The organism is Mycobacterium innocens (genome assembly GCF_900566055.1).
GTDB lineage: Bacteria > Actinomycetota > Actinomycetes > Mycobacteriales > Mycobacteriaceae > Mycobacterium > Mycobacterium innocens.
Genome location: NZ_UPHQ01000211.1, coordinates 1 through 13,564, shown reverse-complemented (window position 1 = coordinate 13,564; position 13,564 = coordinate 1). Strand labels below are relative to the sequence as shown.

The following is a 13,564-nucleotide window of genomic DNA, read 5'->3' as shown; positions in this document are numbered from 1 at the left end:
CTATCAGCGCCCACAAGCGGGGGAACCCGTAACCCCGCTGTTCCGGCTCAGCCGGCTAGGCATTGCGCGATTACCCAAACGCCGTGTCGAGGATCTCCTGCTGCTCGACGGCGTGCACCTTCGACGAGCCCGACGAGGGGGCCGACATCGCCCGGCGCGAAATCCGCTTGAGTCCGGTCAGCTTGTCGGGCAACAACTCTGGCAGCTCCAGGCCGAACCGCGGCCACGCGCCCTGATTAGCCGGCTCCTCCTGCACCCAGAAGTACTCGGTGGCATTGGCGTAGCGGTCCAGCGTTTCGTTGAGACGGCGTTTGGGTAGCGGGGCCAGCTGCTCGATGCGCACAATCGCGATGTCGTCGCGGTTGTCCTTGACCTTGCGTGCGGCCAACTCGTAATAGATCTTGCCGCTGGTCAGCAGGATCCTCCGGACCTTACTGCGGTCGCCGATGCCGTCTTCGTAGGTGGGTTCCTCCAACACCGAACGGAACTTGATCTCGGTGAAGTCCTTGATGTCGCTGACCGCGGCCTTGTTGCGCAACATCGACTTCGGCGTGAACACGATCAGCGGGCGCATGATCCCGTCCAGAGCGTGCCGGCGCAACAGGTGGAAGTAGTTGGACGGGGTCGACGGCACCGCGATCGTCATCGACCCCTCCGCCCACAGCTGCAGGAAGCGCTCGATTCGGCCGGAGGTGTGGTCGGGCCCCTGTCCCTCGTGTCCGTGCGGCAGCAGCAGCACCACATTGGACAATTGGCCCCACTTGGCCTCGCCGGAGCTGATGAATTCGTCGATGATCGACTGTGCACCGTTGACGAAGTCGCCGAACTGCGCCTCCCACAGCACCAGGGCATCGGGGTTGCCCACGGTGTAGCCGTATTCGAAGCCGACGGCGGCGTATTCCGACAACGGCGAGTCGTAGACCAGGAACTTGCCGCCGGTGGGGGTGCCGTCCTTGTTGGTGGCCAGCAGCTGCAGCGGCCAGAACTCCGTGCCGGTATTGCGGTCGATGATCACCGAATGCCGTTGAGAGAACGTGCCGCGGCGGGTGTCCTGCCCGGACAGCCGCACCAGCTTGCCCCCGGCCACCAGCGACCCCAACGCCAGCAGTTCGGCGAACGCCCAGTCGATCTTGCCTTCGTAGGCCATTTCCCGGCGCTTTTCCAGCACCGGTTGGACGCGCGGATGCGGGGTGAACCCGTCGGGGAAGGCCAGGAACGCATCGCCGATGCGGGCCAGCAGCGCCTTGTCCACCGCGGTGGCCAGGCCGCGCGGAACCTGCTGCTCGGACTCCACCGACATGCTCGGTTGCACGGCGTGTTTCTCCAGGTCGCGGACCTCGTTGAAGACCCGCTCCAGCTGGCCCTGGTAGTCGCGCAGCGCGTCCTCGGCTTCCTTGAGCGAGATGTCGCCGCGGCCGATCAGGGCTTCGGTGTAGCTCTTGCGGGCCCCGCGCTTGGTGTCGACGACGTCGTACATGTAGGGGTTGGTCATCGACGGGTCGTCGCCCTCGTTGTGCCCGCGGCGCCGGTAGCACAGCATGTCGATGACGACGTCCTTGTGGAATTGTTGCCGGAAGTCCACGGCCAGCCGCGCGACCCACTCGCACGCCTCCGGGTCGTCGCCGTTGACGTGGAAGATCGGCGCGCCGATCATCTTGGCGACGTCGGTGCAGTACTCGCTGGACCGCGAATACTCCGGCGCGGTGGTGAAGCCGATCTGGTTGTTGACGATGATGTGGATGGTGCCGCCGACCCGGTAGCCGGGCAGGTTCGTCAGGTTCAACGTCTCGGCCACCACACCCTGGCCGGCGAAGGCGGCATCCCCGTGCAACATCATCGGCACCACGGAGAAGCGCTGTTCGCCATCGGAATCCAGCAGATCCTGCTTGGCCCGGACCAGCCCCTCGAGCACCGGGTCGACGGCCTCCAGGTGCGACGGGTTGGCGGTCAGCGACACCTGAATGTCGTTGTCGCCGAACATCTGCAGGTATACTCCGGTGGCGCCGAGGTGGTACTTGACGTCGCCGGAGCCGTGGGCCTGCGACGGGTTCAGGTTGCCCTCGAACTCGGTGAAGATCTGCGAGTACGGCTTGCCGACGATGTTGGCCAGCACGTTGAGCCGGCCGCGGTGCGGCATTCCGATGACCACCTCGTCGAGGCCGTGCTCGGCGCACTGGTCGATCGCCGCGTCCATCATCGGGATTACGCTTTCGGCGCCCTCCAGCGAGAATCGTTTCTGCCCGACGTACTTGGTCTGCAGGAACGTTTCGAACGCCTCGGCGGCGTTGAGCTTGCTCAAGATGTATTTCTGTTGGGCCACAGTCGCTTTGACGTGTTTGGCCTCGACCCGTTGCTGCAGCCACTGCTGTTGTTCGGGCTCGAGGATGTGGGTGTACTCCACGCCGACGTGGCGGCAGTAGGCGTCGCGCAGTATCGAGAGCACGTCGCGCAGCTTCATGTAGGGCGATCCGCCGAAGCAGCCGTCGACCTTGAACAACCGGTCGAGGTCCCACAGCGTGAGCCCGTGGGAGCACACGTCGAGGTCGGGGTGGCTGCGGAACCGGGTTTTGTCCAGCCGCAGCGGGTCGATGTCGGCCATCAGGTGGCCGCGGTTGCGGTAGGCGGCAATGAGTTCGATGACGCGGGGGTTCTTGTCGACGATCGAGTCCGGGTTGTCGGGGCGCCAGCGCACCGGCAGGTAGGGGATGCCCAGCTCGCGGAAGATCTCGTCCCAGAAGTCGTCGGCGAGCAGCATCTGGTGGATGGTGCGCAGGAATTCCCCGGATTCCGCGCCCTGGATGATGCGGTGGTCGTAGGTCGACGTCAGCGTGATCAGTTTGCCGATGCCCAGTTCGGCGATGCGCTCCTGGCTGGCCCCCTGAAACTCGGCCGGGTATTCCATGGCGCCGACGCCGATGATGGCGCCCTGCCCGGCCATCAGCCGCGGCACCGAGTGCACGGTGCCGATGGTGCCGGGGTTGGTCAGCGAAATCGTCACGCCGGCAAAGTCTTCGGCGGTCAGCTTGCCGTCGCGGGCGCGGCGCACGATGTCTTCGTAGGCGGTGACGAACTGGGCGAATCGCATGGTCTCGCACCGCTTGATGCCGGCCACCACCAGTGAGCGTTTGCCGTCTTTGCCCTGCAGGTCGATCGCCAGGCCCAGATTGGTGTGGGCCGGGGTGACGACGTTCGGCTTGCCGTCTACCTCCGCGTAATGCCGGTTCATGTTAGGGAACTGCTTGACCGCTTGCACCAGCGCATAGCCCAGCAGGTGGGTGAACGAGATCTTGCCGCCGCGATTTCGCTTGAGCTGGTTGTTGATGACGATCCGGTTGTCGATCAACAGCGTGGCCGGGACGGCACGGACGCTGGTCGCCGTCGGCACGTCCAGCGACGCCGACATGTTCTTGACGACGGCCGCCGCGGCCCCGCGCAGCACCTGCAGTTCGTCGCCCTCGGCCGGCGGCGGCGCAGCGGCCCTGGTTGGAGCAGCGGCGGGTGAGCCGTTGCCCGCGCCCGCGGCGCCGGCCGGCTTTGCCGCGGGCCGGGCGGGCTCTGCCGCGGGCCGGACGGGCTCGGCCGGCGGGGCGGTCGCAACGTGCTGGTTGTCGGCCGGGGCGCCCTGAGCGGGCTCGGGGTTGTAGTCAACCAGGAACTCGTGCCAGCTTGGATCGACCGAGGAGGGGTCGTCGCGGAACTTGCGGTACATCTCCTCGACCAGCCATTCGTTTTGCCCGAACGGTGAACTTATGTTGGCCACGGCCGCTGCTCGCCTCAATTCTCTGTTCTTGACGTCCTACAAGCGCCATGGCGCGACGCCTGCGATTTCTTGCCCGCCCCGGCTGATGGGGCACCTCATATCCTTGTCGGTCCGGCACGCTTCCGCCTCATAAAGGCTAACGCTTTGCTGGGGATTCGCCAGAGACACCCGGGCCGGCCCGCCCGCTAGCTGGCGTCCCGAACGGTCGGCAGTACGTAGAGGGTGACCGGCCAGCGAGCCGGCGGCGCGCCGAACGCCGAGCGCGCATTGCGGACCAGCTTCTTGCCCACTAGCCGGTTGCCGATGGCGCCGATGACGGCGCCGATGCCGACCGGCAACAGCTTGCCGAACATCAGCGCCCCGCGCTTCAGCGCGAACCTCTTGGCGAAATACTTGAACATCCGGGTGTTGAACTTCGACACCGCCGGGAGTGGTAGTGCCGCAACGCTTTCCGAGACCCAGCCGCCGCTGGTGCGTCCGGAACCCATCAGCTCGGCCACCGCGCTCTTGCTGTTGTCGCCGACCAGCACCGCTAACACCAGGGCACGACGCCGTTCCCGGTGGTCGAGCGGAATGCCGTAGACCGAGGCCAGCGCCAGCACCAGCAGCGCGGTGGCCTCGAGGAACACCGCGGTCTCGCCCGCGGCCGCGAGCAGCGCGGCCAGGGTGCCGATTCCGGGCAAGGTGGCGACCATACCGATGGCCGCGCCGCTGGCCGTCACGGCGGCCACGAAGCGCTTCTCGATCTTGGCGACAATCTCGGCCGGGCCGGCAGCCGGGTGCGCTCGACGCAGCCGGGCCACGTAGGCCTTCGCCGCCGGGGCCTGGATATGTGCGCTGCGTTCGATGACCTGTGCCAACGCCCGCGAGGACGCCTTGGGCCGGCCGGTGCCGGCCGGCTGCTCGTCGGGGTCGGACCTCTTGGTTCGTCGAGCGCTCATGTTGCCTCTCCTGAGAACGGCGTACCTTCAGGCTAGCGCCCGTCGCACGGATTGCGGACCGAGCGGAGTCACACCTGCAGGGTATTCGGGTGCATGGCAGTCGATGGGGCTCGGGAATAATGCACGTGGATTCGGTAGCCGAAACGAGGTGGGTAGATGACCACGGCCACGAGCCGGATGCCCGCAGCCAGCTACTCGGGGAGCCCGTGGAACGCGCTGTGGTCGATGATGATCGGCTTTTTCATGATCATGCTCGATTCGACCATCGTCGCCATCGCCAACCCGACCATCATGGCGGTGCTGCACGTCGGCTATGCCACGGTGGTCTGGGTGACCAGCGCCTACCTGCTGGGGTATGCGGTGGTATTGCTGGTGGCCGGCCGACTCGGCGACCGGTTCGGGCCCAAGAACCTTTACCTGACCGGGCTGGCGGTGTTCACCGCCGCATCGATGTGGTGCGGACTGTCGGGCAGTGCCGGCGCGCTGATCACCGCTCGAGTGGTGCAGGGTGTGGGCGCCGGGCTGCTTACCCCGCAGACGTTGTCGATCATCACCCGGACCTTTCCCGCTGCCCGTCGCGGTGTCGCGATGAGCATGTGGGGAGCGACGGCCGGCGTCGCCAGCCTGCTCGGGCCGCTGGCCGGGGGGGCGCTGGTCGGCGGGCTGGGATGGGAGTGGATCTTCTTCGTCAACATCCCGATCGGCGTGCTCGGGCTGGCGCTGGCGGCCTGGCAGGTCCCGGTCCTGCCGGTCCGGGCACAACGGTTCGACCTGATCGGGGTGGCGTTGTCCGGAATCGGCATGTTCTTGCTTGTTTTCGGGCTCCAGGAGGGTCAATCCGCCGGGTGGCAACCGTGGATCTGGGCGGTGCTCGTCGCCGGCCTGGGATTCATGTCGGCGTTCGTCTACTGGCAATCGCTCAACCGGCGCGCGCCGTTGATCCCGCTGGAGATCTTCCGGGACCGCGACTTCAGCCTGTGCACCGTCGGGGTGGCCATCACCGCGTTCGCGACCACGGCGATGATGTTGCCGCTGATCTTCTATGCGCAGTCGGTGTGCGGGCTGTCGCCCATTCGCGCTGCGCTGCTGATTGCGCCGGTGGCGATCAGCAGCGGCGTGCTCGCCCCGTTCGTCGGCCGTATCGTCGACACGTCCCACCCACTGCCGGTGGTCGGGTTCGGCTTTTCGGCACTGGCGATCGCGATGACGTGGCTGTCCATCGAGATGGAACCGGATACCCCCGTCTGGCGATTGGTGTTGCCGTTTTGTGCGATAGGCGTCGGGATGGCGTTCGTCTGGTCGCCGCTGGCCGCCACCGCCACCCGCAATCTGCGGCCCGACCAGGCCGGCGCGAGCTCCGGTGTCTACAACGCCACCCGGCAGCTCGGGGCGGTGCTGGGCAGCGCCAGCATGGCGGCGTTCATGACGTCGCGGATCAGCGCCGAGATGCCGCCCCCGCCTGACGGGGCGTCCGGATTCGGCGGCGAGGGTGGCGGCCTGCAGTTGCCCGAGTTCGTGCGCGCGCCGTTCTCGGCCGCCATGTCGCAGTCGATGCTGCTGCCCGCGTTCATCGCCGTGTTCGGAATCGTGGCCGCGCTGTTCCTGGTCGACGGCATGGGTGCGACGGCCTCGCGCCGGCTGCTGTCGCAAGAGGACCACGGCGACGACTATCAGGACGCGGACCAGGATTTCGATGACGACGACTACGTCGAGTACATCCTGCAGCCGGAACCCGATCAGTGGCACCGGTCGGATAGCGAAATCCCTTGGGCTTATGGGCAATCACGCGGCGAACCGGTTGACGTCCCCAGCGACGTCGGGCGCAACGGCTCGCACATCGACTCGTCACCGCAGACATCGACGCCGTCGCTGCTAGGGTCAGGCCAGTCGGCGTACCGCACCCATTACCTCGACGATCCGCACGGCCCCGCCGGCTAGCGCTTTCTCCGGTGTGATCAGCCGGCCGCGTTATTTCGGTTCGGCGCTGTGCTGTCGCGCAGTGACGCTGTACAGCAATATGCCATCAGCGGCTCGGCCAGGGGTGTGCAATGGGGTGGAATGACCCTTTGTTTCTCCTGGAAATAGGACCGTGACGCCCGCCGAGGGGCCGGGGTGGCGACTCATAATAGAATTCGATTCTGCGAAAAACTGCCTCTACGCTGCACCAAGGCGCAACGTGCGAACATTTCATCCTGGCGTCGATTTGGTCAATATCGAGCAGCTTGAAAAGCAATGCTAAGCATCTCGCAAAGGCGTGGTTTCGAGAATTAGAAGATTACTCGCCGATATCGGTTCGAGAAAGATCCGGCAGCTGTGAGCGAAATATCGCCGGCCGGGGTCATACGTTAGGCCGATGCCGAATTCAATTCGATTCGAATTACGAAAACTCTGGCAACCATCGTTTGTCGCCGTCTTGTCGATGCTTCTCGTGGCCGTCTGCGTTGTCATGGTCACTCCGGTGGCCCGAGCTGCCGGCGTGACGGCGAAGCTGGCGGTGACATCGCAATGGAGTACCGGCTTTGTTGCCAACTACACGATCTCCAACTCGGGTGCGACTGCGCTCACCGACTGGAAGGTCGAGTTCGACCTGCCCGCAGGCGAATCCATCACCAATGCGTGGAGCACCAAACTCGCCCAGTCCGGCACGCATTACCCGCTGACCCCTGAAGACTGGACGCGAACGATCGCACCCGGCAGCTCGGTCACCGTCGGGTTCCAGGCCGCCCAGACCGGGGCGTATTCACCGCCGGCGAACTGTCTGGTCAACGGACAGCCGTGCAGTGGTGCCGGGGCGACCACCACCACGTCCACACCACCGTCGACGACGACCACGTCGACCACCCCGACCACCACCTCCACCAGCCCGGCCACCACTACCGCGCCGACCGGGACTGCCGGCGCCTACACCGCCGCCTTCGCCAAGACCAGCGACTGGGGCAACGGTTTCAACGGCAACTTCACGATCACCAACCCCGGCCCGACGCCACTGAGCGACTGGAAGCTCGAGTTCGACATGCCGGCCGGCCAGACCGTGACCAGCGCCTGGAACGCCAAGCTTGCCGCGCAGGGGACCCACTACGTGCTCACGCCGGAGGATTGGACGCGCACGGTGGCCGCCAACGGGGGCACGGCAAGCCTTGGCATGCAAGGCGCATACGCGGGTAGCTTCACCGCGCCGACGAACTGCACGCTCAACGGCCAGGCCTGCTCGGGCAGTGGCGTCACGCCACCCCCGACGACGAGCACGACGACGCCGACCACCACGGCCCCGCCCGTCACCCCCAGCGGGGCAACCCCGGCGCGATTCGCCCCCTATGTCGATATGACGCTCTACCCGCAGTTCGACTATGCGTCGGCCACTCGCGCGGGCGGACTCGGGCACGTTACGCTGGGCTTCATCGTCAGCGGCGCACCGTGCACGGCATCATGGGGCACCTACTACGGGCTCAAGGACCAGTGGGTCAGCTCGGCGATCGAAGCGCTGACCGCTGGCGGCGCCGGCGCGATCGTCTCTTTCGGCGGAGTCGCTAACCAGGAGCTGGCGCTGACCTGTACCAGCGTCGATGCGCTTGTCGCGCAATACAAGTCGGTGATCGACGCCTATGGCATCCGCGATCTGGACTTCGACATCGAGGGTGCGGCCCAGAATGACGTCGCATCACTGACCCGCCGCTCGCAGGCGATCGCCAAGTTGCAGGCGGACGGCAAGGCCGCCGGTAACCCGGTGCGCGTCTCGTTCACTCTTCCGGTGCTGCCGACCGGTCTGACCGCCGACGGGTTGCGGGTGGTGCAGAACGCCATTGCCAACGGTGTGGACATCGGCCAGGTGAACGTGATGGCGATGGACTATTACGACCCGGCCTTCGATTACCACGGCAAGATGGGCGACCTCGCGATTCAGGCGGCCCAGCGCGTCCACGATCAGCTGGCTGCGCTGTATCCGTCGAAGTCCGACGCCCAGGTCTGGGCGATGGTGGGGGTGACACCGATGATCGGAGTCAACGATGACCCCAGGGAGGTGTTCACCGTTGCCGACGCCGACAAGCTGACGGCTTTCGCCCGGCAGAAGGGCCTGGGCCGGCTTGCCATGTGGTCGGCCAACCGCGACTCGCAATGCCCGGCCGGTACTCCGCAACCGTCGAACACGTGCAGCGGTGTCACCCAAACCGCCTGGGCCTTCTCGAGTTCTTTCAAACAGTTCGGGGGGTGATCCACGCCGGTTGATTGGGCAGGCCGCCCCCGGCTCAGCTATGGGGGTGGCCGCGAGGTCAATGCCAGGAAGGCCCCCAAGTCGATCAATCCCGCGGGTGTCGTCGGCAGATATCGGGTCAGTAACTCGGAGCGCACGACGACCGCCGCGTACTGTGCCCGGCTGATGGCCACATTGAGCCGATTCCTGTTGAGCAGGAACGATATTCCGCGGGGGACGTCGTCTGCCGAGGAGGCCGTCATCGAGATGAAGACGACGGGCGCCTGCCCCCCCTGGAACTTGTCGACGGTGTCGACCCGGATTGCGTCCAGGCCGGCGGACTTCAATCGCTGCCGCAGCAACCCCACTTGGGCGTTGTACGGCGCCAGCACCAGCAGGTCGGAAGCCGCCAATGGCCGGGTACCGCCCTCGTCGGTCCACGACCGTCCGAGCAGTGCCCGGATCTCGGTCAGTATCGCCTCGGCCTCTTCCGGGCTTTCGGTCGAATTGCCTTGGTGTGCCACGGAAAGCACATGCACGCCGGGCTGGTAGTCGGCAACGCGACGGGCGGCGGTGCACTCGGCGTGGGACTGCAATCTGCCCTCGTAGGACAACATTGAAACGGCGGCACAGACCGCCGGATGCATTCGATATGAGCGGTCCAGAAAATAGCCACGCTCGTCGGGCAGGGTGCGCTGCCCGTCGACCAGCCAATCCAGCGCCGAGGCGTCGACTGGTTCGGGATGAGTGCCCTGACTGACCTGAGGAAGCTGTTGCGGGTCGCCGAGCAGCAACATGTTCGTCGCCGCCGGCGCCACCGCGATGGTGTTGGCCAGACTGAACTGGCCGGCCTCGTCGATCACCAGCAGATCCAGGCCGCCGCGGGGCACGCGTTGCTCGTTGGCGAAATCCCAGGCGGTGCCGCCGATCACGCATCCCGCATGGTCAGCGATGAATGCCGGATAGTGCTTCTCGTCGATCTGCTGCCAGCGTGGAGCAGCGCGGTCATACTTTTTCTTGGCGACGCACCCGGGATCCAAGTCGGCGTCGATCACACAATCCAACAGGTTCTCCACAGCGGCATGTGATTGCGCGACGACGCCGATGCGCCAGGAATGCTCGACGACCAATCGCTTGATCACCCGTGCGGCGGTGTGCGTCTTGCCGGTCCCCGGCGGTCCATGTACCGCGACGTATGAGGCGTCCAGTCCCAGCATCGCCGCGGCAATGTCGGCGACGATGTCGGTTCCGCGCGGTAGCCGGGTGCGTGGCGGATGCCGCAGCAGCACGTCGACCAGCGCGGTACGGGGCAGTCGTGGCAGCCCGACGGCGACCGCGGATGCCGTGGCCTCGATGGACTTGCGCAGCACTGTTGTCGGTACGGGTGGCCCGGGGGTCAACGCGAACGGCAGTTGCTCAAACGTGTTGCCGTCACTGCCGGTTCGCTCCAGGATGACCACCTCGGTAGGCAGACCGGGGTCGTCGACCCCGACAACCTCGGCGTGGCCCGCGGCCCGACGGTCGGGGTCGTCGCTGATGCCGGGCGGAGCCGGCGGGTCGTAGAGGGCGAACACGTTCGTCTTGAGGTCGCCACGCGCCAGCTCGCCGGTCAGCCGCACCCGCCGTTGCGGTTTGCGCGCTCGCGCGGGCGTATGCCAGGCGGCAACAACCGACTTTTCGTCGGCAACGAAAACGTCTGTGCTGTCCGACCATTCGTCGACCGGGTAGTTCAGCCGGTCGAAGTGCGCCCACCAGAACGGCTTGTCCTCACGGCGGTGGTAGCCGCGGGCCGCCGACAGCAAGGCGACAACGTTCTGTTCCGGTGTGCGGTTGAGCGCTGCGTCGTCACCGACGAAGGTCGCCAATGCTGCGGCCAACTCATCGTGATCTTCGACCCGGCCGCTGTCGGCAACCGGCTGGACCCCGATGGGCGTGACCCCTGCTTCCCAAGCGCGCATCAGTAACCAATCGCGCAGTTCGCGGGTGGAGCGGCAGTCGTAGTGGTTGTAGTCTTCGATCTCCCTGAGCACCGCCGCGGCCTCATCCGTGCGGCCTTCGGCGCGTAATTCGCAGTAGCGCGCGTAGCAGGTGATCGAGTCGGCTGCCGTCGTGACCTCACCGGCACGCAACCGGGCGCCCACATAGAGCGGCTCCAGCGCCTTGAGGCTGAACGACTCCGCGCCGGCGCGAAGGCCTTTGCGCACCAACGGGTAGAGGTCGACGAGAACACCGTTGCGCAACAGCTCGTCGATGTCGTCCTCACCGACGCCGTAGCGCCCGGCGAGCCGCAGCAGTGCCGTCTTCTCGTACGGCGCGTAATGGTAGATGTGCATGTTGGGATGGCGACGGCGACGTTTGGCCACCATCGCCAGAAAATCCTTGAGGGCCTGACGTTCCTGTGCCCGGTCATGCGCCCACAGCGGCCGGAAGGCTCCCGCCGGTCCGGCTTCCAATACGCCGAACAGGTATTCCAGTCCCCACACGTGGCCATCGGCGGTCCACAGCGGATCGCCTTCGAAGTCGAAGAACAGGTCGCCGGCGTCGGGTTCCGGCAATAGCGCCAGCGGCTGCGGGTCGACGATCTCGTACTGTGGTTCACCGGTATTACGTTGCTGCACTTGTAGTTTGGCTTGCGCAGTCAGCTTGCCGAGGACGCTTGGCGCCAGGCCCGGCACCGGTTGGGTGTGTTTGGCCAGCTCGTCGATTGTGGTGATGCCGGCGTCGAGCAGCTTTTCTCGCTGGGTGACCCGCATCCCGGCCACCAGCAGCAGGTCGTCGGTTGCGCGCAGTTGCTCTGTGCACAGCGGACAACGAAAACAGGCGCGAACGCCAGGATCGTCCCAGCGCACCGCGTTGCCCGAGGCGTAATGATCGTCGAGCAGCCGCTGCAATGCGGCGCGCTGGGACCGGTAAACGGGGATCAGGTCGCTAATCCGGTACCGCACGACGGTGCCGTCGCCAAGCTCCAACTCGGCCTCCGGCGCTACCGGCACCCCGCAGCCGGCTAGTGCGTCAGCGTAGGCCGCCAGTTGCAGCAGTGCGGTGACGTGAGGCGAGCGCGCCAGCTTGGTGTCGGCGATCCGATAGCGTTCACCGTCTCGGATCAGGAAGTCGGCGAACCCCACGAAGCGGCCGTCGAACAGCGCAGCCTGATACACCACAAGGGCACGATTGGCGATGGCGTGCCGAGTCGCCGCGGCGGCGGCCGTCAGGCCGGCGAGTGTGTATGCCGGACGGCCGATGACAGCGACGCCATAGCCGAAGTCGTCGCGCAGTCGGTCGAGCCGGCGTAGTTCGTGTTCGTTCCCGAGTACGGCTGCTCTGGCGAGCAATTCGTCCTCAACCGGCGCAGCCGGGCCGCGGCCGAGCTTCGCGTCGAAATCCCTGAGCAGCGTGTACTCACAACGCGCGGCGGAGGCGAGATCCGATGCGCTGTAGACCAGGGTGCCGTCGCTGAGGAACACAACCGCAACGGTAGGTCAAGGGTCCGACATCGAATGACGAACAGCCGTAACCCCTTGTTGGTCCTTGTTGGCTTGGGTGGGAGAAGCGCCCCTGCCGATCGGGGCGGCTCCGGCGGACGTGGCTTTCCCGCCGGTCCGCCAAACGGTTGGGTCGGCGGCTGACCGCGCTGAAGCATGGGCACGCCATCGCGGGGGCGGGCCAAGTGCCACCGCTCGGTGCGAAGCCGGTGATTTGACCGGAAATGTGACGACCATGCTCCGCGACTTATTCGGTTAGCCGCCTGGTGTGTTGCCGAGGACTTCGACGCCGCTGCCGTTCCAGCGGAATTTCACCAGGCTGTTCAAGCCGGTGATCCCGCCGGAGTACGTCAACGCGACCGTGTCTCCCGTGGACCGCGACTCGTCCACACCGGTGAACCCGTAGGTGTCGGGGACCCCCTGCTTGATGAATTGGCCGAGGTGGAACATCACCGCGCGAGTGGTGGGATTGGTGTCGTTTGTGTTGGCCTTGACGATCACCGCGGACAGCTGCGCACACTCGTTATAGTTGCCGGCCAGCGGTTCCGGATTCCAGGGCTGCTGACTGCGGGGATCGCGAGGCAGCTCGGACACGACCCGGACGATTGCGGGCGAGGCGAGGTTGACCGCACACGGGTCGGCCCGGGCCGCGCTACTGGTGGGTGGGGCAGCCGTCGCCGACGACGGGTTCGTCGGGCTCGACGCGCTGGAGGCGGCGACGGGAGGCGTGGTTGCCTGCGGTGTCTTCGCGACCGTGGAATCCCCCGAACCACAGCCCGTCAATGTCGCGGCGACCAATGCCGTCGCAGACACGCCTATCAGTGGCGCGGCACGGCGGGGGAGCGACCACACAACGGGAACCGTACCGCGATCGGGCTGCGGATTGTGTCAGGCGTGGCCGTGCCAGCGAGATCTGGCGCCGGCCGGCCCGCCGAATTCACGCAACACGGTCCATCGGCGGTTTGAGGCGAAGCCTGAATCACATACCTCGATCTTTCATGTAATTGAGTGGCATCGAGTGTCGTTAACGTGAAAGGCGCGCTGCCACAAGGATAATCGGACTTACCACAGCACCGATGATCCGAGATGGAGCGCACCTAACAGATGCAGACTAGCAACGATTGGTCGAAGAATCTCCGTATCGAGGTGCGTGGCGATGATGTCGTCGGGCACGCCGGGAACGTGATCCCGC

The 13,564-nt window shown here is 66.0% G+C and carries 6 protein-coding genes and 1 pseudogene; 3 read left to right on the top strand and 4 right to left on the bottom strand.

The window, feature by feature from the left end; all coding sequences use genetic code 11:
* Nucleotides 1–70: 70 nt before the first annotated feature.
* Together EET03_RS19945 and EET03_RS19940 are read right to left on the bottom strand one after the other, a co-directional pair.
* Nucleotides 71–3,760, bottom strand: a complete 3,690-nt coding sequence (locus EET03_RS19945) for a multifunctional oxoglutarate decarboxylase/oxoglutarate dehydrogenase thiamine pyrophosphate-binding subunit/dihydrolipoyllysine-residue succinyltransferase subunit (RefSeq protein WP_075544309.1) — start codon at nt 3,758–3,760, stop codon at nt 71–73.
* Between the two features lie 185 nt (nt 3,761–3,945).
* The gene (locus EET03_RS19940; RefSeq protein ID WP_063470558.1) at nt 3,946–4,701 is read right to left on the bottom strand and encodes a hypothetical protein; all 756 of its coding nucleotides are present in this window, start codon (nt 4,699–4,701) and stop codon (nt 3,946–3,948) included.
* A 156-nt stretch (nt 4,702–4,857) separates the two neighbouring features.
* On the opposite strand from EET03_RS19940, the gene EET03_RS19935 reads away from it, so the two are divergent.
* The 3 genes and pseudogenes from EET03_RS19935 to EET03_RS19930 all read left to right on the top strand — a co-directional run bounded on the left by EET03_RS19935 (nt 4,858) and on the right by EET03_RS19930 (nt 8,911).
* Nucleotides 4,858–6,639, top strand: coding sequence for an MFS transporter (locus EET03_RS19935; protein WP_082274824.1), 1,782 nt, complete (start codon nt 4,858–4,860; stop codon nt 6,637–6,639).
* Nucleotides 6,640–7,054: 415 nt separating this feature from the next.
* Nucleotides 7,055–7,483 (top strand): annotated as a pseudogene (locus EET03_RS31795) (cellulose-binding domain-containing protein); the annotation flags it as partial.
* On the top strand, nt 7,460–8,911 hold the full coding sequence (locus EET03_RS19930) for a cellulose binding domain-containing protein (RefSeq protein WP_244232450.1): 1,452 nt from the start codon (nt 7,460–7,462) through the stop codon (nt 8,909–8,911). The pseudogene EET03_RS31795 and the gene EET03_RS19930, both read left to right, overlap by 24 nt.
* 38 nt (nt 8,912–8,949) lie before the next feature.
* Here EET03_RS19930 and EET03_RS19925 read toward each other — a convergent pair whose 3' ends face one another.
* A complete protein-coding gene (locus tag EET03_RS19925) occupies nt 8,950–12,354 on the bottom strand; it encodes a TM0106 family RecB-like putative nuclease (RefSeq protein ID WP_075544306.1) in 3,405 nt (1,134 codons plus the stop codon).
* A gap of 273 nt (nt 12,355–12,627) precedes the next feature.
* Nucleotides 12,628–13,224, bottom strand: a complete 597-nt coding sequence (locus tag EET03_RS19920) for an LppP/LprE family lipoprotein (protein ID WP_075544305.1) — start codon at nt 13,222–13,224, stop codon at nt 12,628–12,630.
* Nucleotides 13,225–13,564 lie beyond the last annotated feature (340 nt).